At 74.2% G+C, this 23,138-nt stretch carries 22 protein-coding genes and 1 pseudogene; 11 read left to right on the top strand and 12 right to left on the bottom strand.

Annotated features, from left to right (window positions below):
* Positions 1-30: 30 nt before the first annotated feature.
* From ACW62_RS29735 to ACW62_RS29720, 4 genes are read right to left on the bottom strand one after another with little or no spacing between them, the layout of a single operon-like run.
* Positions 31-2,169, bottom strand: a complete 2,139-nt coding sequence (locus ACW62_RS29735; RefSeq protein WP_083460327.1) for an ABC transporter ATP-binding protein — start codon at positions 2,167-2,169, stop codon at positions 31-33.
* A gap of 16 nt (positions 2,170-2,185) precedes the next feature.
* Positions 2,186-3,313 carry an ABC transporter permease gene (locus ACW62_RS29730; RefSeq protein WP_053207750.1) on the bottom strand — a complete coding sequence of 376 codons (1,128 nt, stop codon included), beginning with the start codon at positions 3,311-3,313 and terminating at the stop codon, positions 2,186-2,188.
* A 9-nt stretch (positions 3,314-3,322) separates the two neighbouring features.
* A complete protein-coding gene (locus ACW62_RS29725) occupies positions 3,323-4,318 on the bottom strand; it encodes an ABC transporter permease (protein WP_157575070.1) in 996 nt (331 codons plus the stop codon).
* Between the two features lie 9 nt (positions 4,319-4,327).
* Complete coding sequence (locus tag ACW62_RS29720; protein ID WP_053207749.1) at positions 4,328-6,310, bottom strand: ABC transporter substrate-binding protein; 1,983 nt, start codon at positions 6,308-6,310, stop codon at positions 4,328-4,330.
* A gap of 287 nt (positions 6,311-6,597) precedes the next feature.
* Between ACW62_RS29720 and ACW62_RS29715 the strand changes: the two genes are divergently transcribed.
* Together ACW62_RS29715 and ACW62_RS29710 are read left to right on the top strand one after the other, a co-directional pair.
* On the top strand, positions 6,598-7,692 hold the full coding sequence (locus ACW62_RS29715) for a LacI family DNA-binding transcriptional regulator (RefSeq protein ID WP_053207748.1): 1,095 nt from the start codon (positions 6,598-6,600) through the stop codon (positions 7,690-7,692).
* 347 nt (positions 7,693-8,039) lie between these two features.
* Positions 8,040-8,600: a DinB family protein gene (locus ACW62_RS29710; protein WP_053207747.1), complete on the top strand. Its 561-nt coding sequence runs from the start codon at positions 8,040-8,042 to the stop codon at positions 8,598-8,600.
* 1 nt (position 8,601) lies between these two features.
* On the opposite strand, the gene ACW62_RS36320 is transcribed toward ACW62_RS29710, so the two are convergent.
* Together ACW62_RS36320 and ACW62_RS35470 are read right to left on the bottom strand one after the other, a co-directional pair.
* Positions 8,602-8,904, bottom strand: a complete 303-nt coding sequence (locus ACW62_RS36320; RefSeq protein WP_053207746.1) for a TraR/DksA family transcriptional regulator — start codon at positions 8,902-8,904, stop codon at positions 8,602-8,604.
* Between the two features lie 78 nt (positions 8,905-8,982).
* Entirely contained in the window at positions 8,983-9,474 is a 492-nt protein-coding gene (locus tag ACW62_RS35470) for a hypothetical protein (RefSeq protein WP_205629689.1), read from the bottom strand.
* A gap of 98 nt (positions 9,475-9,572) precedes the next feature.
* Here ACW62_RS35470 and ACW62_RS29695 point away from each other — a divergent pair, with 98 nt between their 5' ends.
* The gene (locus tag ACW62_RS29695; RefSeq protein ID WP_053207744.1) at positions 9,573-9,992 is read left to right on the top strand and encodes a hypothetical protein; all 420 of its coding nucleotides are present in this window, start codon (positions 9,573-9,575) and stop codon (positions 9,990-9,992) included.
* On the opposite strand, the gene ACW62_RS29690 is transcribed toward ACW62_RS29695, so the two are convergent.
* From ACW62_RS29690 to ACW62_RS29675, 4 genes are all read right to left on the bottom strand, one after another.
* Positions 9,989-10,672 (bottom strand): response regulator, encoded by a 684-nt coding sequence (locus ACW62_RS29690; RefSeq protein WP_205629688.1) that lies wholly within the window; start codon positions 10,670-10,672, stop codon positions 9,989-9,991. The two genes, ACW62_RS29695 and ACW62_RS29690, sit on opposite strands and share 4 nt — an antisense overlap.
* Entirely contained in the window at positions 10,669-11,841 is a 1,173-nt protein-coding gene (locus tag ACW62_RS29685; RefSeq protein WP_053207743.1) for a sensor histidine kinase, read from the bottom strand. The genes ACW62_RS29690 and ACW62_RS29685 overlap by 4 nt, the downstream gene beginning before the upstream one ends.
* 54 nt (positions 11,842-11,895) lie before the next feature.
* Positions 11,896-13,998, bottom strand: a complete 2,103-nt coding sequence (locus ACW62_RS29680) for an MMPL family transporter (protein ID WP_083460326.1) — start codon at positions 13,996-13,998, stop codon at positions 11,896-11,898.
* A gap of 108 nt (positions 13,999-14,106) precedes the next feature.
* On the bottom strand, positions 14,107-14,955 hold the full coding sequence (locus ACW62_RS29675) for a universal stress protein (RefSeq protein ID WP_053207742.1): 849 nt from the start codon (positions 14,953-14,955) through the stop codon (positions 14,107-14,109).
* 142 nt (positions 14,956-15,097) lie between these two features.
* On the opposite strand from ACW62_RS29675, the gene ACW62_RS29670 reads away from it, so the two are divergent.
* The 4 genes from ACW62_RS29670 to ACW62_RS29655 are packed head-to-tail and all read left to right on the top strand — an operon-like array spanning position 15,098 to position 19,560.
* Complete coding sequence (locus tag ACW62_RS29670) at positions 15,098-16,120, top strand: zinc-dependent alcohol dehydrogenase family protein (protein WP_053207741.1); 1,023 nt, start codon at positions 15,098-15,100, stop codon at positions 16,118-16,120.
* A gap of 25 nt (positions 16,121-16,145) precedes the next feature.
* Positions 16,146-16,796, top strand: coding sequence for a GntR family transcriptional regulator (locus tag ACW62_RS29665; RefSeq protein ID WP_053207740.1), 651 nt, complete (start codon positions 16,146-16,148; stop codon positions 16,794-16,796).
* A gap of 2 nt (positions 16,797-16,798) precedes the next feature.
* Positions 16,799-17,821 (top strand): 1-aminocyclopropane-1-carboxylate deaminase, encoded by a 1,023-nt coding sequence (locus tag ACW62_RS29660; RefSeq protein ID WP_053207739.1) that lies wholly within the window; start codon positions 16,799-16,801, stop codon positions 17,819-17,821.
* A 47-nt stretch (positions 17,822-17,868) separates the two neighbouring features.
* Positions 17,869-19,560 carry a bifunctional 3'-5' exonuclease/DNA polymerase gene (locus ACW62_RS29655; RefSeq protein ID WP_083460324.1) on the top strand — a complete coding sequence of 564 codons (1,692 nt, stop codon included), beginning with the start codon at positions 17,869-17,871 and terminating at the stop codon, positions 19,558-19,560.
* On the opposite strand, the gene ACW62_RS29650 is transcribed toward ACW62_RS29655, so the two are convergent.
* Entirely contained in the window at positions 19,542-20,150 is a 609-nt protein-coding gene (locus ACW62_RS29650; RefSeq protein ID WP_053207738.1) for a TIGR03086 family metal-binding protein, read from the bottom strand. The genes ACW62_RS29655 and ACW62_RS29650 overlap by 19 nt on opposite strands.
* Before the next feature lie 84 nt (positions 20,151-20,234).
* Between ACW62_RS29650 and ACW62_RS29645 the strand changes: the two genes are divergently transcribed.
* Positions 20,235-20,684 (top strand): MarR family winged helix-turn-helix transcriptional regulator, encoded by a 450-nt coding sequence (locus tag ACW62_RS29645; RefSeq protein ID WP_053207771.1) that lies wholly within the window; start codon positions 20,235-20,237, stop codon positions 20,682-20,684.
* On the opposite strand, the gene ACW62_RS29640 is transcribed toward ACW62_RS29645, so the two are convergent.
* Positions 20,656-21,276, bottom strand: coding sequence for a LysE family translocator (locus ACW62_RS29640; protein ID WP_053207737.1), 621 nt, complete (start codon positions 21,274-21,276; stop codon positions 20,656-20,658). The two genes, ACW62_RS29645 and ACW62_RS29640, sit on opposite strands and share 29 nt — an antisense overlap.
* 74 nt (positions 21,277-21,350) lie before the next feature.
* Here ACW62_RS29640 and ACW62_RS29635 point away from each other — a divergent pair, with 74 nt between their 5' ends.
* From ACW62_RS29635 to ACW62_RS29625, 3 genes and pseudogenes are all read left to right on the top strand, one after another.
* On the top strand, positions 21,351-22,304 hold the full coding sequence (locus tag ACW62_RS29635) for a LysR family transcriptional regulator (RefSeq protein ID WP_083460323.1): 954 nt from the start codon (positions 21,351-21,353) through the stop codon (positions 22,302-22,304).
* 4 nt (positions 22,305-22,308) lie between these two features.
* Entirely contained in the window at positions 22,309-22,743 is a 435-nt protein-coding gene (locus tag ACW62_RS29630) for a lipopolysaccharide assembly protein LapA domain-containing protein (RefSeq protein WP_053207736.1), read from the top strand.
* A gap of 84 nt (positions 22,744-22,827) precedes the next feature.
* Positions 22,828-23,138 (top strand): annotated as a pseudogene (locus ACW62_RS29625) (bacteriocin fulvocin C-related protein); the annotation flags it as partial.

The following is a 23,138-nucleotide window of genomic DNA, read 5'->3' as shown; positions in this document are numbered from 1 at the left end:
TGCGGTACCTCCTCTACCGGGTCGCCGGCCTCAGCTCGGCGACGAGATCGGGTTGCGTACGCCGCGCAGCTCCAGAGCCTCGGCGTGGTGACAGGCGACGTCGTGGTCGGGCGCGATGCCGCGCAGTTGCGGGACCTCGGTGCCGCAGCGCTCGGCCTGCACGTGCGGGCACCGGGTGTGGAACGCGCAGCCGGGCGGGGGAGCGGCCGGGTCGGGCAGCTCGTCGGGCAGCTGCGCCGCCCGGTCGCCGCGGCGGTGCGGGTCGGCGACCGGCACCGCCGAGAGCAGCGCCTCGGTGTACGGGTGCCGTGGCGTGTCGAACAGCCGGTCCGTGGTGGTGGTCTCGACGATCCGGCCGAGGTACATCACCGCCACGCGGTCGCACAGGTGCTCCACGACGGACAGGTCGTGGCTGATGAACAGGTAGGTGAGGTCGTACTCGTCGCGCAGGTCGGCGAGCAGGTTGAGGATCTGTGCGCGCACCGAGACGTCGAGCGCCGACACCGCCTCGTCGGCGACCACCAGCCGCGGCCGGGTGATCAGCGCCCGCGCGATGTTCACCCGCTGCCGCTGGCCGCCGGAGAACGCGTGCGGGTAGCGGCGCATGTACTCCGGGCGCAGCCCGACGCGGACCAGCATGTCGGCCACCCGCTGCTCGGTCTCGGAACCGATCCGGTCGCGGCGCAGCGCCGGGTTGCGGAACGGCTCTGCCAGCAGCTGCAGCAGCGTCATGCGCGGGTTCAGCGCGCTGAACGGGTCCTGGAAGATCATCCGGACCTGGCCGCGGTACGCGCGCAGCGCGGAGTCGGGCAGCGCGGCCAGGTCGACCGTGCCCTTGTCGTCGTGGTACCTGATCTGCCCGGACGTCGGCGCGAGCGCCCGCACGACCGCCCGGCCCAGCGTGGTCTTGCCGCACCCGGACTCGCCGACCAGGCCCAGCGTCTCGCCCGGCGCGATGGTGAGGCTCACGCCGTCGACGGCCCGGACGTGCCCGACGGTCCGGTTGAGCAGGCCGCGCTTCACCGGGTAGTGCACGGTGAGGTCGCGCACCTCGAGGACCGGCGCCGCCTCCTCGCGCGGGACCGGCGCCGGGGGAGTGACGGCGATCGTGGGCGCGACGGGGATGACCGGCAGCGTCCGCCCCTCCGGCCGGACCGCGTCGTCGTACCAGTGGCAGCGCGCCGCCGGTCCGCCGTCCACGGCGTGCAGCTCGGGCGGCAGCTCCTGGCAGGCGTCGCCGACCGGCGCGTGGCAGCGCGGGTGGAACGAGCAGCCGGCCGGGCGCAGCAGCGGGTGCGGGACGATCCCCTCGATGGCGGCCAGCCGCGACGTCCGCCCGCCCCGGCTGCCCAGCCGCGGGACCGACGCGATCAGCGCCTGCGTGTAGGGGTGGCGCGGGTGGTCGAACACGTCGGTGACGGAGCCCTCCTCGACCACCTGGCCGAGGTACATGACGGCGACGTCGTCGGCGATCTCCGCGACCACGCCGAGGTCGTGCGTGATGAACAGCATCGCCATGCCGGTGTCGGCCTGCAGCTCCGCCAGCAGGTCGAGGATGCGGGCCTGCGTCGTGACGTCCAGGGCGGTGGTCGGCTCGTCCGCGATCAGCAGCGACGGCTCGCAGGCCAGCGCCATCGCGATCATGACCCGCTGGCACATCCCGCCGGAGAGCTGGAACGAGTAGGCGTGCATCCGCTGCTCCGGCCGCGGGATGCCGACCCGGCCGAGCAGGCGCACCGCCTTGTCGGTGGCGTCGCGGCGCGACAGCGGCAGGTGCAGCTGGATGGCCTCGACCAGCTGCTCGCCGACGGTGTACATCGGCGAGATCGCGGCCATCGGCTCCTGGAAGATCATCGAGATGTCGGCGCCGCGCATCGCCCGCATCCGCTCGCCGCGCGGGTCCAGCGCGGCGAGGTCGGCCGGCTCCGCCGCGTCCGGGTCGCCGTGCCACCAGACGTGGCCCGCCGTGATCCGTCCCGGCGGGTCGACCAGTTGCAGGATGGACCGCGCGGTGATCGACTTCCCGCACCCCGACTCGCCGACGAGGCAGGTCGTGCGGCCGCGGGCGAGGCTCAGGTCCACCCCGTCGACCGCCCGGACGACGCCGTCGTCGGTCCCGAAGTGGGTCTTCAGCCCTTGCACGTCCAGCAGGACATCGGATCGGCTCACGGTCGCTCCTCGGCGGTCAGGACTGGTAGGGGTCGGCGGCGTCGCGCAAGCCGTCGCCGAGGAAGTTGATGGCCAGGACGGCGGTGACGACGGCCAGGCCGGGCAGCAGCAGCCACGGCGCCGTCTCCAGCGCCCGCACGTCGACGTCGCTGAGCAGGACGCCCCAGCTGACCGTTGGCGGGCGCAGCCCCAGGCCCAGGAACGACAGTGACGTCTCGGCCAGGATCATCGCCGGGATGGACAGCGTCATCGCCGCGATCAGGTGGCTGGAGAACGACGGCAGCAGGTGCCGGCCGATGATCCGCCGCCGGCTGATGCCGTCGAGGTAGGCCGCCGTCACGAAGTCCTCGCCGCGCAGCGCCAGGAACCGGCCGCGCACGACGCGGGCGAGGTCGGTCCAGTTGATGATCGACAGGATCACCGTGATGGCCAGGTAGCGCTGCAGCGGTCCCCAGTCCCGTGGCAGCGCCGCCGCCAGGCCCAGCCACAGCGGGATGGCCGGCACCGACATGAAGAACTCGACCACCCGCTGGATGACGGCGTCGACCTTGCCGCCGAAGTAGCCCGAGGCGCCGCCGAGGACCACGCCGAGGGCGAACGCCATCGCCAGCCCGACCAGGCCGATCGACATCGAGATCCGGGTGCCGTGCAGGATCCGCGACAGCTGGTCGTGGCCGGTCCGGCTGGCGCCGAGCAGGTACATCGGCGGACCGTCCGGGTCGTCCGGGCCGAGCAGGTGGATGTCGGTGCTGATCAGGCCGAACAGCTTGTACTCAGGCCCGCGGGCGAAGAGCCGGACCGGGATCTTCTCGTCCGGGTTCTCGCGGAACGTCTGCGCCAGCGTCTCCGGGTCGCGGGTCTGCTCGTAGCCGTTGACGTACAGGCCCCAGTCCCAGCCGTCGGAGGTGTCGACGACGTGCAGTTGCTGCGGCGGCGCGTAGGCGTAGTCGGCGTTGATGTCGCCGGGGTCGTAGGGCGACAGGAAGTCGGCGAACACGGCCACCAGGTAGAGCAGGCAGGTGATCACGAGCCCGGCCATCGCCAGCTTGTGCCGGCGCAGCGCCCGCCACACCAGGGTGCGCTGCGACGCGACGGCGAGCTCGGCGTCGGGGGTCGCGGGGTCCACGTCGGTTGGTCGGCTCACGGCGTCCTCTCAGGCCATCCCGTGCCGGATCCGCGGATCCAGCCAGGCCAGCAGCAGGTCGGAGATCAGGGTGCCGATCACCGTCATGACGCTGACCAGCAGGATGATCGAGCCGGCCAGGTACATGTCCTGGCTCTGCAGCGACGACAGCAGCAGCGGCCCGGTGGTCTCCAGCGACAGCACCGACGAGACGATCACCTCGCCGCCGATCAGCACCGGCAGCACCCAGCCGATCGTCGACACGAACGGGTTCAGCGCCACCCGCATCGGGTACCGCAGCAGCAGCCGGCGCTCCGGCATGCCGCGCGCCCGGGCCGCCGTCACGTACGGCTTGCGCAGCTCGTCGAGCAGGTTGGCGCGCAGGATCCGGATCAGGCCGGCCGTGCCGGCGGTGCCGAGCACGACCATCGGCACCCACAGGTGCCCCGCCAGGTCCAGCACCTTCCCCAGGTTCCAGGCGGCGTCCCTGTACTCCGGTGAGAACAGCCCGCCGACGGAGTCCTGCCCGAACACGTTCAGGCCCATCCACATCAGCGCCAGCGCGAGCAGGAAGTTCGGGATCGCCAGGCCGAGGAAGCCGATGGTGGTGGCGACGTAGTCGGTGATCGAGTACTGCCGGATCGCCGAGTACAGGCCGATCGGGAACGCGATGATCCAGGTGAAGACCACGGTCGCGGCCATGAACACGATGGTCAGCGGCAGCCGGTCGGAGATCATCTCCGCGACCGGCCGGTTCCACTCGAAGGAGCGGCCGAAGTCGCCGTCGGACACGATGCCCCAGATCCAGGTGAGGTACTGGGCCGGCAGCGGCTCGTCCAGCCCATACCGCGCCCGCAGCGCCGCCACCTCGGCCGGGTCGACCTGCTCGCCCTGCGCACTGAGGTTCGTGACGTAGGTGGTCAGGAAGTCGCCGGGAGGCAGCTGGATGATCGTGAACGTCACGATCGAGATCAGCACCAGCGTCGGGATCATCAGAGCGACGCGGCGCGCGACGAAGGTCAGCACCCGCGACCCCTACTCGATGAAGTACTGGCAGGGGCTGGACCCGCCAGGCGTGGCGTAGTCGAACGACTCGGGCATCTCCTCCGGCACGTTGTGGAAGTCGTTGCGGACGATGCCGTAGCCGGTCGGCACCCGCAGCGTGCCGATGACGTAGAACTGGTCGCGGGCGATCTCGAGGATCCGGCCGAACAGCTCGTCCCGCTGGTCCGGGTCCGGCGTGCGGGCCAGCTCCCAGAACAGCTCGCACTGCTGCCGGGTCGGCTCCGGCGGCTCCTCGCCCTGCGCGCCGTTGGACTGGTACCACTGCGCCCACGCCGGCGCGAACGCCTGCTCGAAGCGCATCGTCGGCAGGTAGAAGAACGGCCGGCGGGTCTCGTCGCCCAGCCCGCCCGGCCCGACCCACACCCCGGCGTCGTGCTGGTTGGCCTCGGTGCGCTCCTTGAACAGGGTCCGGTCCTCGGGCCGGGTGCGCGCGTTGATGCCGACCTCGGCCCAGTAGCCGACGACGAGGTTCATCGCGTCCAGCCAGTACGGCACCACGCCCGGCTCGGCGACCTCCACCTCGATGGCCAGCGGGCTGCCGTCCGGGGCGAGCCGGAAGCCGGAGCCGTCGCGCTGGGTCAGGCCGGCGCGGTCCAGCGCCTCGTTGGCGAGGTCGACGTCGAACTCCAGGTACTGGGTGGCCAGCTCCTCGTCGAAGAAGCGCGAGTCGGGCGACGGCGCGGCCTGCCACGGCTCGCCCTCGTCCTGGAAGGTCGCGGTGTTCAACTCCGCGCGGTCGATGGCGTGCGACAGCCCGATGCGGAAGTCCTTGTTGGTGAAGACCTCCCGCTTCACCGGGTCCTGGTGGGTCAGGTTGAGGAAGATCACCATCTCGTTCATCAGGCTGCTGCTCAGCGTCATGAACTCGTAGCCGCCCTCTTCGCGGCCCTCGGCGAGGACCGGCTTGTTGGCCAGGCTGGTGACGTGGCGCGTGTGGAAGGCGAACTCGCCGTTCGTCGCCTTCAGCAGGATGACCTCGGCGTCGGAGACCACCTCGAAGGAAAGGCTGTCGAGGTAGGGCAGCTGGCGGCCGTCCGGGTCGGTCTTCCAGTAGTACGGGTTGCGCTCGGCCGTCACCGTCGTGGCGTCGCCCAGCGCGTTCGTCAGCATCCAGGCGTTCAGTGTCGGCTTCTCGGCGTTCTGGTAGGTCTCCGAGCGGGCCAGCATCAGCTCCGTCCACGAGGCGAAGCCGGCCGAGGCCGCCACCGCGTCGACCCCCTCGGTGTAGGCGGCGTGGAACTGCTGCAGGTAGTGCCGGGGCAGGGTGACCAGCATGTCGCCGCTGTTGATGAGGGCGAGCTGTTCGAGGAACAGCCCGTTCGGCTCGGCGAAGGTGAACCGCACCGACTGGTCGTCGACCCGGGTCAGCGTGGCCGGCTGCCCGCCGTTGCTCAGGAACGACGGGGACGCGGGGGACAGTTCCTTGTTCATCAGGAAGTCCGTGAACGCGAAGACGAGGTCGTCGGCGGTGAACGGGGCGCCGTCTGACCACTTCATCCCGGCCCGCAGCGTGATGAGGAACTCGTGCCCGTCGTCGGACTGCTCGACCGACTCGGCGATGTTCGGTATGGCCTCGGTCCACTCCGGGTTCCACCGCATCAGCGGGTCGTAGCCGAGCGTGCGCTGCAGCCAGGCCTCGTCCTCGGGGCCGAGCAGCGCGCTGGTCCAGGTGCCGCCGTAGACGCCCGGCCGGTCCACCGGTTCGATGACGGAGGGGTTCGCCGGGAGCCGTTCGCTCAGCGGCGGCAGCTCGCCGGCCTCGACCCGGGCGGCCAGCTGCGGCGACTCCCGCAGGTCGGTGCCGGGTGCCTCGGACGGGCCGTCGCCGCCGCCTGCGGGGTCGGTGTCGAGCAACGAACAGCTCGACAGCGCCACGAGCCCGGCGGAGGCGCCACCGGCGATCAGCAGGCGACGGCGGGTGATGGGTCTGGTCGTCCACGAACGGTCGTTCATGGCGCCTCCTCGCTGAGGTCCTGGACGAATGACGCACCAAGCTATAGCGCTTCCACAAACGTGTCAACGATTCGGTCGACGGCCGTTGCAGGGGGTGCAACACGCGCGGACCGCGCGAATCATGTCGTCCGCCGCGTGACCCGATCTTCAGGCCGTCTAGCTGGGCTATCGCCGTCAGGATTGCCGGGCGTCGTCGCGCTCGGTACCATGACAACTCTTGCGCAAGCGCTTTCTATCCTGGCTCCATGCTTGGATGAGGTCCGCAGACACGAGGGAGCGAAGGACCGATGACTGACGACCTGACGGCCGCACCCGGCCGCGCCACCCTCCGTGACGTCGCGGCCCGTGCCGGGGTCTCGATGTCGACGGTCTCGCGGGTCCTGGCCGGCGGGTACCCGACCGCGGCCAGCACGAAGGACAAGGTCCTGCGCGCGGTCGAGGAGCTCGACTACGTCGCCAACGCGCACGCGCGGGCGCTGGCCGGTGGCGCCTCGAAGACCGTCGCGATCCTGGTCGGCTCGGTGGCCATCGAGTTCCAGGCCTACATCGCCCAGGGCGTGGAGGAGCAGGCCACCGACGACAAGCACCTCTGCCTCGTCTGCTCCACCGGCGGCGACCCCGAGCGGGAGCTGGCCTACATCCAGCTGATGCGCGAGCAGGGCGCCCGTGCCGTCGTGCTGGTCGGCACCGTGGTCGCCGACGACGCCTACCACGCGCGGATGCGCCAGTTCGCCCAGGCGCTCGACGCCGCCGGCTCCCGGCTCGCGCTGGTCGGCCGGCCGCCGCTGGCCCGCGACGTCCCGGCCGTGGTCGTCGAGTTCGACAACGAGGGCGGCGCGTACGCGGCCACCAGCCACCTGCTGACGCAGGGGCACGAGCGCATCCTCTACCTCGGCAAGCAGCCGGGCCAGACCACCGCCGAGGGCCGGCTGGCCGGGCACCTGCGCGCGCTGGCCGACTTCGGCGTCGAGTCCGACGAGTCGCTGATCGTCGCCGGCGAGTTCGGCCGGCAGCCCGGCTACCAGATGATGACGGCGCGGCTGGAGGCCGGGCCGGTCGACTTCACCGCCATCTTCGCCGGCGACGACCCCGCGGCGGCCGGCGCCATCCAGGCGCTGCGCGAGCACGGCCTGCGGGTCCCCGACGACGTGTCGATGGTCGGCTACGACGACCTCGCCGTGGCCGCCGACCTCGGGCTGACCACCGTCCACATCCCGCACGAGGAGCTGGGCCGCACCGCCGTGCGGCTGGCGCTGCACCAGGCCGACGCTCGCGGCGAGGGCCCCGGGCTGGTGCACCGGAAGCTGGCCACGCAGCTCATCGTGCGCGACTCGGTCCGGCCCAACCTCGGCCCCGGCGGGCGCCGGCCGGTGCGCTCCTGACCGTCAGTTACTCCACGCGTTGGGGTCCGTTTGACCCGCGGTCCCGCGGCCCTATCAGGGGGACGGGGGCAGTCTGGGCACACGGCGAGAGTCGAGGGCGGCCAAACGGTGCGGCGTCAGGAACGGCTAACGGTGCGCCGGGGCGGCCACATCACGCGCGGCGGGTGCACCTCACCCGCGCCAGCACCGTATGGCCGCCGCCGACCACCCTCATCCGGCGCCACGGCGGGTGAGGTGCTCCGAACACGAGTGGAGCCGACGGCGCCGCATCGCCCACGCATCAACCGCATCACTCGGCGTGGCGAAATTCGGTTGCGCGGCCGGGCGCCGCGCACCATCGTCTGAGGATGAGCGACGCACCGGAACGGTGGACCCGAGCGACCGTGTACGCCGATATGTGGGTCGACCCGGCGGACGACCCGCGCGACTCCGAGGGGGTCAGCCCGGACGGTGAGCTGGCGACGCTGCGCGACTACCTCCGCAGCTACCGGCTGACGCTGCGGATGAAGTGCGACGGGCTCGACGCGGAGCAGCTGGCCCGCCGCTCGGTGCCACCGTCGACGATGTCGCTGCTCGGCCTCGTGCGGCACCTGGCCGAGGTCGAGCGCGACTGGCGCAACTGGGTCCGGCCCGACGACCCGGCGCCGAAGCTCTACGGGCCGCGCGACTCCGACTTCGACGGCGCCGTCGGCGACCAGGCGGTCGTCGACGGCGCGTTCGCCGATCTCGCCCGCGAGCAGGCCGCCACCGACGAGGTCCTGACGGGGTACGCCGACCTCGGCATGCGGGTCGGCCGCGACGGCATCGCCGTCCGCGAGCTGTGGGTGCACCGCGTCGAGGAGTACGCCCGCCACTGCGGCCACGCCGACCTGCTGCGCGAGTGCATCGACGGCCGGGTGGGTCAGTAGGTCAGCGGCTCGCGCAGCCGACGCACAGCCGCGTCCACGGGCGCAGCTCCAGCCGCTCGACGGGTATGGCGGCGGCGCAGCGCTCGCAGGCGCCGAAGGTGCCGCGGGCCAGCCGGTTCTGGGCCGCCTCGACGTCGTTGAGGATGCGGGCGACGCTCGCGCGGTGGGCGGCGGCGGGGGAGTCGCCGGCGGACTCGGCGAGCTCGTCCAGCTGGCGCTGCCGGCTGGCGGCGGCCTCGGTGAGGGTGTCCTCGATGCGGGCGCGGGCGTCGCGGTCGATCGCGGGGAAGGTGGGCGTGGTCATGCTGCTGCTCCTGGAGGGTGCGCGCCGCGGGCGCGCTGAGGGCTCACGCGCCGCCGGCGCGTGAGCTGAGTGACGGGGTCAGCGGCAGCGGGGCGGGGCGCGGTCGACGCTGCGGCGCAGGACGTCGAGGCCGCGGACACCGCGGGCGGTCAGGGCCAGTTGGAGCGCCAGCAACGCCGGACCGGCGATGACGTGGGCAGGCTCAGACGTCGCCGTCTGCGCTGCCGCCCATCCCGTCATCATGGCCGCACCATAGCAACGAAGCCCGCGTTGGTCGAGGTCACGACTCCCCGACGAGGAGGGCGGCGGGGGCGCGGCGATGCCCAGGCCGAGCACGCGGTCGCGGTCGACGCCGGCCTCGCTGATCACCGCGTCGGCGGTCGCCGCGATCAGCGCCGTCACCTCGGGCGGGTTCGTCGCCTGCGGCGTGCGCTCCTGGCGGCGCAGCCGTACCTGGCCGTCGATGTGCACGCCGACCGAGAACGCGCCGTCGCGGTCGACGACGAGGGGGATGCTGGGCCGGCCGCGGCACGACCTCGCCGCCGCCGAGCCGGACCGGTTCCGGTCCATGGAGGCCGAGCTGCTGGCCTGGGCGGACGGCAACGCGCGAGCCCGTTGACCGGCCCGCCGTCCGGGTCCACAGTGGATCCGGGCGGAGGGGGAACCTCATGACCGACCACGACCCGTACCACGGGCTGCCGATCGTCAAGGCCATGCGGGAGCAGGGCTTCGAGACGGTGTACCTGTCGCCGGACCTGCTGCACGGTCACGGCTCGGCGACGCACGCCACGGTGCTGCTCGGCGGCATGCCGATCGGGACGGCCGAGCTCTCCGGCGGCGAGTGGGAGTTCACGCCCGGCGACCCGAACCTGCCGTACGTCACCACGCGTCCGGTCCGGCGCGGGCCGGAGACGCGGGTGCCGGAGCCGGCGGTCGCGTTCTACGCCACGTGCACCGCGTTCCAGCACGCCGACGGCAACACGAGCGGAGTCTGGTACGGCCCGTTGCGCGACACCTACGAGGAGGCGCGGAACGACGCCGGCGCGCACGAGCACGCGGAGGCGTACGTCGGCCAGACCCGAACCTAGGAAGCGGTCACCAGGCCGGTCTCGTAGGCGGTGACGACGAGCTGGGCGCGGTCGCGGGCGCCCAGCTTGAAGAACAGCCGGGAGACGTGCGTCTTGGCGGTCAGCGGCGAGAGCACCAGGTGCTCGGCGATCTCGTGGTTGGACAGGCCGCGCCCGACCAGCGCGAGGATCTCCCGCTCCCGCGGGGTGAGACCGGCCAGCCGGCCGTCGTCGAGCGAGGGCGACGGCGGCGCCTCGGCGGGCGCGGCGGCCACGTACGCCTCGATCAGCCGCTTGGTGACCCGCGGCGCCAGCAGCGCCTGGCCGTCGTGCACCAGCCGGACCGCCTCGACCAGCGCCTCCGGCTCGACGTCCTTGAGCAGGAACCCGGCGGCGCCGGCCCGCAGCGCGCCGAACACGTACTCGTCCAGCTCGAACGTCGTCAGCACGATCACCCGGACCCCGGACAGCCGCGCGTCGGCGGTGATGCGCCCGGTGGCCTCCAGCCCGTCGACGTGCGGCATGCGGACGTCCATCAGCGCGACGTCGGGGACCGTCTCGACCGCCAGCCGGACCGCCTCGGCGCCGTCGACGGCCTCGCCGACCACCTCGATGCCGGGCTCGGCGTCCAGCAGCGCCCGGAAGCCCGCGCGCACCAGCGTCTGGTCGTCGACCAGCAGCACCCGGATCGCGGCGGTCACGGCGCGCCCACCGGCAGCGACGCCGCGACCCGCCAGCCGCCGCCGGCCCGCGGCCCGGCCTCGAGCGACCCGCCGACGGCGGCGGCGCGCTCGCGCATGCCGCGCAGGCCGTTGCCGGAGCCGGCGTGGCCGTCCGGCGCGGGGCCGCGGCCGCGGTCGTTCTCGACCTCGATCAGCAGCAGGTCGTCGTGGTGGGCGACCCGCACCCGGGCGGTGGTCGGCCCGACGTGGCGCAACACGTTGGTCAAAGCCTCCTGGACGATGCGGTAGCCGGTGGCGTCGATGGCGGCCGGCAGCGCGCCGATCGCGGGGTCGAGGTCGACGTCGAGGTCGACGTCGAGGTCGACGCCGGCCGAGCCGAGGCCGTCGCGCAGGTCCTCGATGCCGGCGAGGCCCTGGGTCGGCCGGACCGGCGCGACGACGGCCTCGGCGCCCTCCTCGCGGAGCAGGCCGAGGATGGAGCGCAGGTCGTCCAGCGACGCGCCGCTGACCCGCTTGATCTCGCGCAGCGTCGAGCGGGCCTGCTCCGGGTCGCGGTCCAGCAGGTGCGCCCCGACGCCGGCCTGCACGTTGATGGCGACCATCGCGTGCGCGACGACGTCGTGGACGTCGCGGGCGATGCGCAGCCGCTCCTCACCGACCCGGCGCAGCGCCTCCTCCTCGCGGGTCCGCTCGGCCGACTCGGCGCGGTCGACCAGCGCCTCGGTGTAGGCGCGGCGGTCGTGCGCGGCGACCCCGAGCGCGAGCGGGATGGCGACGTAGCCGAGGTTCTGCGCGGTGCTCCAGCTGAGGTACTCGTGCGGGCTGTAGAGCTGCAGCATCAGCACGACCAGCGGCAGCGACGCGGCCCCGGCGACCAGGGCGGCACGGCGGCCGCGGGCCGCGGCCAGCGTGTAGCCGCAGATGATCGCCGGGCCGACGACGGCGACGTACACGTGCGCGAACGACAGCACGGCGAAGATCAGCAGCATCGCCGCCACGAACGCGACGACCGGCGCCCGGCGGCGCAGCAGGATCGGCAGCGACGCCAGCACGGCCACGGCCACCCCGGCGGCGGTGAGCTCCACGTCCGGTGACCACACCATGTCGGCGCAGATGAGCGCCGCGCACAGCACGGCCGCGAGCGCGTCGACGACGCGCTCGCGGACGGTGCCGGCCAGCAGGCTCATGGACGTCACGGTAGACGGACGGCGACCGGCCCGTCGTCCTCCCGGGGGAGTACGTCAGCTCTCCGTGACGCCGATCCGGTCGTGCACCCGGCGCAGCCACATCGGGGCCCACCAGTTCCACTTGCCCATCAGGCCCATCAGGGCCGGGACCAGCAGCGAGCGGACGACGAACGCGTCGACGAGGACGCCGATCGCGGTCGCGATGCCGATCTGCTGGATGAAGGAGATCTCGCTGCTGCTGAACGCGCCGATCGCGACGGCCAGCAGCAGCGCGGCCGCGGTGACGACGGCGCCGGTGCGGCCCAGGCCGACGGCGACGGCCTCGCGCTCCGGCTCGCCGGACTCGCGCGCCTCCTTGATCCGGCCGAGCAGGAACACCCCGTAGTCGGTGGAGAGCGCGAAGACGACCGCGGCGGCGATGAGGAAGTTGGTCGGCTCGATGCCGCCGTTGGGCGTGTAGCCGAGCAGCCCGGTGAGCCGGCCGTCCTGGTAGATCCAGGTGAGCGCGCCCAGCGCCACCCCGACGGTGAGCGCGTTCATCACGACCGCCTTCACCGGCAGCACGACCGACCCGGTCATCAGCCACAGCACCACCATCGTCAGCAGCACCAGCAGCGTGACGGCCAGCGGGAGGCTGTCCGCGATGGCGTCCTGCTGGTCGATGAAGTCGGCGGCCGGCCCGGCGACCAGCGCGTCGACACCGCCGTCGGCGGCCAGCTCGCGGACCTCCGTCACGACGGCGCGGGCGTCCTCGCCGGCCGGGTCGCCGGTGACGTCGAGGTCGACCTGCCACACGCCGCCGCCGAGGTCGACGGCCTCGGCCGGCGCGACGACGCCGGGCAGCCCGGACGCCTGCCGGGCCAGCTCGGCGGCGCCGTCGCCCTCGACGGCGATGGTGACGGGGGTGGTGCCGGTGCCGCCGTACTCGTTCTCGACGGTGTCGGACACGACGCGGGCGCTCTGCCCGGGCGGCACGATGGTGCCGTCGACCGGCGTCCACGCGGTGCGCAGGGCGGGCGCGGCCAGCACGAGCATCACGGCGGCGGTCGCGACGGCGATCAGCCCGGGGCGGCGCATGACGGCGTGCGAGACGCGGTACCAGCGGCCTTCGGCGGCGTCGCTCTTCCGGCGGCGGGCCAGCTTCGCGCCCCAGAGGCCGAAGATCATCGGGCTGACCACCAGCGCCGCGGCCGCCGCCACGACCGCGACGACGGCGCCGGACAGGCCCATCGAGCGCAGGAAGCCCATCGGGAACACCAGCAGCGTCGCCAGCGCGACGGCCACCGTCGCCGCCGAGAACACCACCGTGCGCCCGGCCGTCCGCATCGTCGTCAGCACCGCGCCGAGGGTCGGGCCCTGCCGGTCCAGTTCCTCGCGGTAGCGGGTGAGCAGGAACAGCGTGTAGTCGATCGCCAGGCCCAGCCCGAGGCCGATGATGAGGTTCAGGGCGAACACGCTGACGCCGTACACCTGGTTGATCCCGGTCAGCGCGAGGAACGTGCCGAGCACCGTGGTGACGCCGACCGCGAGCGGCAGCACCGCGGCGCGGCCGCCGAAGATCAGCAGCGACAGCAGGATCAGCACCGGGAATGCGAACGTCTCGGCGCGGGCGAGATCCTGGCCGATCTGCTCGCCCAGCTGCACACCGACGACCGCGCCGCCGCCGACCGTGACACCGTCGTCGTCAGCGAACGCGTCGAGCGCCGCCTCGGCCGTGGCCGCCTCGTCCGCGTCCGCCGCCAGCGTGCCGACGACCAGCGCCGACGTCCCGTCCGGCGCCGCGCCCGCGACGTCGGCCCGCGCGACGCCGTCGATGCCGGCCAGGGTGTCCGCCGCCGCCTCGACGGCCGCGTCACCACTGCCCGGCGGCGTCTCCACCAGCAGCACCACGCCCGGCGACGGTTGCAGCCCGGTGGCCGCCTCGATCCGCTCGACGGCGCGCACCGAGTCGGCGTCGCCCGGCGTGAACCCGCCGTCGGACCGCAGCGCCCCGGCGACCGGCCCGCCGACGGCGCCGGCGACGGCCACGAACAGGAACAGCGCCACCAGCGCGCGGCGCGGGTGGTCGTGCAGCGCCCGGAGCAGCCGCCGCAACGGCCCCTCTCCGGACGCGTCGGCGGTGGGGGACGGGGTGCCGGTCGGCTGGGTGAGCTTCATGCCACCGACCTTCGCGGCCGCGGGCACCCGGCCGCGTCCGGCCGGGGGCGTAACCGCGCGCGCCGCTACTCCCGCGGGCGTACACCGCCCGGCGCACGCCGTAGGGGCTCAGCCGTGGATGACGGCGACCGGTCGGGCGGCCTGGTGCAGCACGGCCCGGCTGGTCGAGCCGAGCAGCATGCTGCGGACGTCGCCGCGGCCGCGCGAGCCGACGACGACCAGGGAGGCGTCGGCGGCCGCCTCGACGATGACCTCGGCCGGGTAGCCGGGCGCGACGACGACCGAGACGTCGGCGGTGGAACCGGTGGCGGTGCGGGCCCGCTCCACCGCGGCGATCACCAGCTCCTCGGTCTCCTGCTGCTCCGGCGCCGTCGTGTGACCGCGCATCCGGAACGCCCCGACGGCGACGACGCGGGCGGCGCGCAGGCCGGCCTCCGTCAGCGCGAACCGCAGCGCCGCGTCGCCGAGGGCCGAGCCGTCGACGCCGACCACGATGGAGCCGTCACCGGCGCCCTCGTGCGGCGGGACCACGACCGCCGGGCAGGTCGCGTGCGCCGCGACCCGTCCGCTCACCGAGCCCAGCACCAGCGCGCCGATGGTGCCCAGTCCGCGGCTGCCGGCCACGACCAGCCCCGCGTCCCTCGCGACGTCGAGCAGCGCCTGGGCCGGCGGCCGCAGTACGAGGAAGGTGTCGACGTCGAGGTCCGGCGCCGCGTCCTTCGCCCGCTGCCGGGCCGCGTCGAGGACCTCGGTCGCGTACGCGCGCAGCTCGTCGGACGGCGGCAGCACGGCGGCGCCGCCGAACGGCGCGGCCGCGATCGGCATCCACAGCCCGTAGACGGCGTACAGTGGGGCGCCGCGCAGCGTCGCCTCGGCGACCGCCCAGTCGAGGGCGATGCCGCTGTCGGGGGATCCGTCGACGCCGACGACGATGGGCTTGCTCTGCTCGGTTGTCATGTCTCCAGCGTCCTCCCGCGGCCGTCGTCGTGCCAGGGGCTGACGGCCGAGTGGCCCGGGACCTTCGTCCCGCCGCCGGGCCGGGCGTGGGACGGTGGGTGGGACGGTGCCGGCGTACCGGCGGAGACGAGGAGACCCACCCATGCGCGGAGCAGTTCTGTACGCACCCGGCGACGTGCGCGTCGAGGAGCGCGCCGGCCCGGTCATCGAGCGGCCGTCCGACGCGGTGATCCGAGTCGTCGCGTCCTGCGTGTGCGGCTCGGACCTGTGGACCTACCGCGGCGTCAGCCGCCCGTCCCGGCCGGTGCCGATGGGGCACGAGTACGTCGGCGTCGTCGAGGAGATCGGGGCCGATGTCCGCACCGTCGCCGCCGGCGACACCGTCGTCGGGTCGTTCATCGCGTCGGACAACACCTGCGAGATCTGCCGCGCCGGGTACCAGGCCCGCTGCGTCGACGCGGTCCCGATCGGCTCGCTCGGCGCGCAGGCCGAGTACCTGCGGATCCCGCTGGCCGACGGCACTCTGGTGGCGACGCCGGGGCCGCCGGACGACGACCTGCTGCCGTCGCTGCTGGCGGCCTCGGACGTGCTGGGCACCGGGTGGTTCGGGGCGGTCGCGGCGCAGGCGGGCCCGGGCCGCACCATCGCCGTCGTGGGGGACGGCGCCGTCGGCCTGCTCGGCGTGCTGGCCGCGCGGCGGCTCGGCGCGGAGCGGATCATCGCGATGAGCCGGCACGCGCCCCGTCAGGCCCTGGCCCGCGAGTTCGGCGCGACGGACGTCGTGGCGGAGCGCGGTGACGACGGCGTCGCGCGGGTGAAGGAGCTGACCGGCGGGCTCGGCGCGCACGGCGTCATCGAGGCGGTCGGCACGCAGGAGTCGATGATGCAGGCGATCCGGTCCACCCGCGCCGGCGGCCACGTCGGCTTCGTCGGCGTCTCGCACGGTGTCGAGCTGCCCGGCCGCGAGCTGTTCTTCGCCCAGGTGCACCTGCTCGGCGGCCCGGCGCCGGTGCGCCGGTTCCTGCCGGAGCTGATCGACCTGGTCTGGTCGCGGCGGATCGACCCCGGCCGGGTCTTCGACCGGGTGCTCCCGCTGGACGACGCCGCCGAGGCGTACCGGGCGATGGACGAGCGGACGGCGATCAAGGTGCTCTTGCGCCCCTAACGCCCTTTGGTGTGCAATATATTGCATGCCCGTTCCGCACGGAGAACCCGCGATCGGCCGCCGGCTGCTGCGCGACGACGTCTACGGACGGCTGCGCGAGGCGATCGTCGGCGGCGTGCTGGCGCCCGGCGAGCAGCTGCGCGACGCCGAGCTGGCGGCCTGGCTCGGGGTCAGCCGGACGCCGGTGCGCGAGGCGCTGCTGCGGCTGGCCGAGGCCGGGCTGGTGGTCGCGAAGCCGGGCCGCTCGACGGTGGTGAGCCCGCTGGACGTGCGCGACCTGCGCGACGCGCGGGACGTGGTCGCCGCGCTGCACGAGGTCGCCGTCCGCGCCGCCGTCGCCGGCCTCACCGCGGCCGACCTCGACGCCATGAGCGCCGCCAACGACCGGTTTCGCGCGGCGGTCCGTAGCGGCGACGTCGAGGCCGCGCTGCGCGCCGACGACGAGCTGCACGCCGTCCCCGTCGCCGTCGCCGCGAACCGCGCGCTGGCCGCCGTCCTGGAGACGTACACGCCGGTGCTGCGCCGGGCCGAGCGGCTGCGCTTCTCCACCCTGGCCGGGCGCGCGTCCGTCGCCCGACACGACGAACTGATCGGACTGTGCGCCGCCGGCGACGCGGAGCGGGCGGCGGCCGTCGCCTTCGACACCTGGCACAGCCTGCCGACCACCGAGGAGTGACCATGGCGCTGAGCGACTTCCCCCGCCACCCGCTGACCTTCGGGCCCAGTCCGGTGCACCCGTTGCCGCGGCTGACGGCGCACCTCGGCGGCGCCGCCGTCTGGGCCAAGCGCGAGGACTGCAACTCCGGCCTCGCCTACGGCGGCAACAAGACCCGCAAGCTGGAGTACATCGTCCCCGACGCGCTGGCCCAGGGCGCCGACACGCTGGTGTCCATCGGCGGCTACCAGTCCAACCACACCCGCCAGGTGGCCGCCGTCGCCGCGTCGCTCGGCCTGACGGCGGTGCTCGTCCAGGAGAGCTGGGTCGACTGGCCCGACGCGCTGAACGACCGCGTCGGCAACATCATGCTCAGCCGCATCATGGGCGCCGAGGTGCGGCTCGACCCGGCCGGCTTCGGCATCGGGTTCAAGGAGTCGTGGACCCGCGCGATCGAGGACGTGACGGCGCGCGGCGGCCGGCCGTACCCGATCCCGGCCGGCGCGTCGGACCACCGGCTCGGCGGGCTCGGGTTCGCCAACTGGGCGTACGAGGTCGAGGCGCAGGAGCGCGAGCTGGGCGTCTTCTTCGACACCATCGTGGTCTGCGCGGTCACCGGCTCCACCCAGGCCGGCATGATCGCCGGGTTCGCCGCGTTGGAGGAGGCCGGCGGGCGGCCGCGCCGGGTCGTCGGCATCGACGCCAGCGCCACGCTCGACCAGACCCGCGACCAGGTGGCCCGCATCGCCCGCGCCACCGCCGAGCTGATCGGCGTGGGCCGGCCGCTGCGCGACGACGAGATCACCGTCCTGCCCGGCTGGGCCGGCGACCGGTACGGCGTGCCGGTGGAGTCGACGCTGGACGCGATACGGCTCACCGGGCGGCTCGAGGGCGTCATCCTCGACCCCGTCTACGAGGGGAAGTCGATGGCCGGGCTGGTCGACCTCGTCACCGGCGGCGACATCCCGGGCGACGCGACCGTCCTCTACGCCCACCTCGGCGGCCAGCCGGCGCTGAACGCGTACAGCGCGCTGTTCCGCGAGTAGTCGGAGTTGACGCGGCCGTTGTCGGTGCCGGGCGGCAGGATGAGCGTGTGCAGCCTGTCGTGATTCCGTCGCCCGACGGCTCGGTGCGCGTCGACGGCCGGCGGGTCGCGCTGGGCGAACTGCCGTCCGTCGTCGCGTCGGCCGGCGCCGCCGCGCGCTGGACCTGGGACGACACGAACCGGTGGTATCCCGGGCTGCTGGCCGCGGGGGTCCGGGTCGACCGCTCCCACGACCTGCGGCTGGCGCACCGCATCCTGCGGGGATCGGCGCTGGCGGCGTGGCCCGGGCCCGCCGACGCGCCGCCCGGGCCGTGGGACACCCTGCCGGCCGCGTCGCTGACGTCCGCCGACGCGCCGGCCGTGCTGTTCGCCGCGCCCGGCCCGTCGTCGGGGCCGGCGGAAGGGCCCGACCCGGTCGCCGAGCTGGCGCTGCAGGACGCCGTCCTCGCCGGATCGGCGGCGGCCGGGCGACTGCGGCTGCTGCTGGCGGCCGAGTCGGCGGGCGCGCTGGCCGCCGTCGAGATGTACCACGCCGGGCTGCCCTGGCTGGCCGACGTCCACGACGCCGTCCTCACCGAGACGCTCGGGCCGCGGCCGCGGCTGGGGGAGCGGCCGGCCCGGCTGGAGGAGCTGGCGCACGAGATCCGGGCCGCGCTGGGCGCGCCGGCCGGCCTCAACCCCGACTCCCCGCGCGACCTGCTGCGGGCCATCGAGCGGGTCGGTGTGGGCGCGCGGACGCTGCGCAAGTGGGAGCTGGAGCAGCTCGACCACCCCGTCGTCGAGCCGCTGCTGGAGTACAAGTCGCTGTACCGCCTGCTGACGGCGAACGGCTGGGCCTGGCTCGAGGCGTGGGTGCGCGACGGCCGGTTCCGCAGCGAGTACGTCGTCGGCGGCGTCGTCACCGGCCGGTGGGCGTCCAGCGGCGGCGGCGCGCTGCAGCTGCCCAAGAGCGTCCGCCGGGCCGTCGTCGCCGACCCCGGCTGGACCTTCGTCGTCGCCGACGCCGCGCAGCTCGAGCCGCGCGTGCTGGCCGCCATGGCCGGCGACGAGGTCATGGCGGCGGCCGGTCGCGGTCCCGACGGCCGGGGCGCGGACATGTACGCGGGCATCGTCGCGTCCGGCGCCGTGCCGACCCGCGAGCTGGCCAAGGTCGGCATGCTCGGCGCCATGTACGGCGGCACCACCGGGTCCAGCGGGCAGGTGCTGCCGCGGCTGGCGAAGACGTTCCCGCGCTCGCTGGCGTTCGTCGACGAGGCGGCGCGGGCGGGCGAGCGCGGCGAGATCGTCACGACCCACCTCGGCCGGTCGTCGCCGCTGCCGGGCGCCACCTGGCACGAGGCGCAGTCCGGCGCCTACCAGGACGACGCCGGCGACGACGACGTCGCCAAGGCCCGGGCGTCCGCCCGCTCCTGGGGCCGGTTCACCCGCAACTTCGTCGTCCAGGGGACGGCGGCGGAGTGGGCGCTGTGCTGGATCGCCTCCATCCGGCGGCGGCTGTGGGCGCTCGGACCGGCCGACCTCCCCGACGGCCTGGTGCCGGCCCCGTTCGCCGGCCGCCCCCACCTCGTCTTCTTCGTGCACGACGAGATCGTGGTGCACACCCCGGCCGGGCTCGCCGACGCGGTGGCGGCCGAGGTCCAGGCCGCGGCCGCCGAGGCCGGCCGCCTCCTCTTCGGCGACTTCCCGGTCCAGTTCCCCCTCAGCGTCGCCGTCGCCCGCACCTACGCCGACGCGAAGTGAGGCTCGAATGGAGACGTCCAGGCGGGGGAGCGGCCGAGGTGGGCGACCAGCTGGTCGAGCCGCGACCCGCCCTTCCAGGGCACCACCGGCCCGAACGCCGCGCCCGGCGCCAGCCGCGCCGGCCCGGCCGGGACGACCGCGGCCACGGCGTGCGCGGCGTCGAGGACGTCGTCGTCGAGCTCGAGGCCGGCGCCGAGCGTCTTCGCGACGTCCCAGGCGTGCACCACGTAGTCGACCAGGTGGAAGCCGATGGCCTGCTCGGCGGGGAACGGCTCGGGGCGGAACTCGGGCAGCGGGAACGCGCGCTCCGGCACGCCGTCGGCGGCGAACGCGGCGATGACGTGCTCGGCGGAGTCGAGGTAGGCGTGGACGGGGTCGGCGCCGAGCGACAACAGCTTCCAGGTGGCGGGGTCGCCGTCGCCGCGCGAGGCGGCCGCGAACCCGTAGTGCTGCGTCGTCATGTGCGCCAGCAGGCCGTACAGCGTCCAGCCGAGGCACGGGGTGGGCTTGGAGAGGTCGGCGGCGGACGCCGTGGAGACCAGCTCGGCGCTGGCCCGGACCGCCCGGGCGTCGAGGTCGATGATGTGCATGCGTTGATCGTAGGCTATTGCTTATGATTGCGCCATTGGTATTTTCGGGAGGTGCAGTCCGACGACCGCCGCGATCTCGCCGCCATGATGTACCCCGTGGTGCGGGCGCTGCTCGCGGTCGAGCAGCCGGTGCTCGACGCGCACGGCGTCGCGATGTGGGGCTACTCCGTGCTGACCGCGCTCGACCGCACGCCCATCCGCACCCAGGCCGCGCTGGCCGAGGCCATCGGGGCCGACAAGACCCGCATCATCGGCACGCTGGACGACCTGCAGGACGCCGGGCTGATCACCCGCACCCCCGACCCCGACGACCGCCGGGCCCGGCTGCTCGCCATCACCGCCGAGGGGCGCCGGGTGCGACGGGCGATCACCGCCGGCATCCGGTCGCGCGAGGAGCGGCTGCTGTCCAGGCTGCCGGCCACCGACCGCCGCGGGTTCGTCCGGGCCCTGACGGAGTTGTCGGCGCTGCCGCCCGGCGACCTGGCGGACCTGGCCGAGGCCCCCGTCAGTGGTTCGCCGCCGTCGCCAGCCTGATCGCCACGGCGGCCAGCAACACGCCGGTCACCTGCTCGATCCGCGCCCTCACGGCCGGACGGCGCAGCCAGCGGCCCAGCCGGTCGACGGCGGCGATGTAGAGGCCGAACCAGGCGAGGTAGAGCAGCGCGAACACCGCCGAGAGCAGCAGCGCCTCCGCGCGCGCCGAGCCCGCGTCGGCGGACAGGAACTGCGGCAGGAACGTGACGAAGAAGAGCGCGACCTTGGGGTTGAGCGCGTTCGACAGGAAGCCCTGACGCAGGCACGCCGATCGCAGCGCCGGCGCCAGGTCGCCGGCCGGCTCGGGCGAGCGCCGCGACCGCGCCGCCGAGCGCAGCAGCTGCACGGCCAGCCACAGCAGGTACGCCGCGCCGGCGATCTTCAGCACGGTGAACGCGGTGGCCGACGCCAGCAGCAGCGCCGACAGGCCCACCGCGGCGGCGGTCGCGTGCACCGCCAGGCCGAGCACGCCGCCGACCATCGTCAGCACCCCACCGACGCGGCCGCCGACGAGTGCGTTGCGGGTGATGAGGGCCTGGTCGGGGCCCGGCATCATGATCAGCACGAGTGCGGCGAGGGCGAACGTCGTCATGTGGAAAGCGTGCCCGGCCAGCACGGATAGGTCCAATGCCGATTTCCGCGCTGACCCATGAGTAGGCTCTATGAATGGTCAGCTTGGTGCAGCTTCGCGTTCTCGACGCGGTCCACCGGCACGGCTCGGTCACCGCTGCGGCGCGCGAACTGCACTACACGCAGCCGTCGCTGAGCCACCACCTCGCCCGGCTCGAGACCGAGACCGGCGCGCGGCTGCTGCAGCGGGTCGGCCGCGGCATCCGGCTGACGGAGGCCGGCCGGTTGCTGGCCGAGCGCGCGGCGGAGATCATCGGCCGGGTCGACTCCGCGGCGGCGGAGCTGTCGACGCTGGTCGGGCTGCGGGCGGGGCGGGTCCGGCTGGCCGGGTTCGGCTCGGTCATGAGCGCGCTGGTGCCGCGCGCGGCCGCCGTCCTCGCCGAGCGGCACCCGGGCCTGGAGCTGGGGCTGACCGACACCCATCCCGGCGACGCGCTGCGGCTGCTGCGGGGCGGGCAGGTCGACGTCGCGGTGATCTTCCGCTTCGACGAGACCGCGCCCGAGGAGGACGGCGTCCGGCTGCGGCACCTGCTCGACGACCCGCTGTACCTGCTCACCGGCGGTGCTGGCGGCACCCTGGCCGACCACCGCGACGCGGCGTGGATCGGCGGCTGCGAGCGGTGCCGCGCCCACCTCGTCGAACTGTGTGAGCAGGCCGGCTTCACCCCGCGGCTGACCTCGACCACCGACGACATGGTCGTCATGCAGAGCCTGGTCGCCGCCGGCCTGGGCGTCACGACGATCCCCGGGCTGGCCCTGAGCGCCCACCGCGACCCCGCCGTCACCGTCACCCGGCTCGACGTCCCGCCACGCCGGGTCGTCGCCGCCACCTACGGCGACCCGCCCGACCCGCCCGCCACTACGGCGCTGCTGGCTGCGCTGGACGAGGCGGCCGCGCTCATCGCCCGTACCGATCGAGCGAAACGGGTGCTGGGTGGGGAGCGGCTGACTAGTGTGACGAGTGTCACCGATGTGACCACGGGGAGGTGATCGCATGACGACGCCCGATGACGACCGCCCGGCCGGCACGGCGCCGCCCGCGGACGGCGAGCCGCCGAACGGCGGCGCGGCAAACGGCGGCGAGCCGCCGAACGGTGAGCCGCCCAGCGGCGACGTGCCGAACGGCGAGACGCCGAACGGCGAGACGCGCACTCGCGAGGGCCGGCACGGCAAGCGCACCGGGGAGCTGCCGCACTCGCGCACCGGCGCGGTCTGGGTCGGCATCTGCGTCACCGTGCTGATGCTCGGCCTGCTGATCGTGTTCATCGCGCAGAACACCGAGACCGTCGACGTCACGTTCCTCTGGATGGACGGCACCGTGCCGCTCTCCGTCGCGCTGCTGATCGCGGCCGCGGGTGCCGGGCTGCTGGCGACGATCGTCGGCACCATCCGCATCGCGCAGCTGCGCCGCCTCAACCGCCGGAGTTGACCGGCGGCGACGCCGTTCCGACGCCGGGATGAAGGCGTCGCCGGTCCACGCTGGGCGTCCGCCCCTTGCCACCAGGAGGACGCCATGACCGAACGCTGGATTCTCGCTTTCGACGCCTCATGCGGTACCTGCCGGGAGATCTCGGCCGCCGTCGCCCGGGCCGCCGGAGACCGGCTCGAGGTGTTGCCGCTGCGCCATCCCGGCGTCGAGGACTGGCGGCGCCGTGCGGGCGACCCGGAGTGGGCGCCGACGCTGCTGCGTGTCGATGGTGACGCGGTGCGCGCGTGGACCGGCGCCCGGCTGGCCGTCCCGCTGGCCCGCCGGCTAGGCCCGCGTACGTCGGCGGGGGTGCTGCGGGCGCTGGGCCGGCTGCGCCGGGAGGCGGCCGGTCATCC

It is taken from the genome of Jiangella muralis, assembly GCF_001270745.1.
Taxonomy (GTDB): Bacteria; Actinomycetota; Actinomycetes; order Jiangellales; family Jiangellaceae; genus Jiangella; species Jiangella muralis.
The sequence above is the reverse complement of the archived record's forward strand: the minus strand, read 5'-3'. Positions and strand labels throughout refer to the sequence as shown.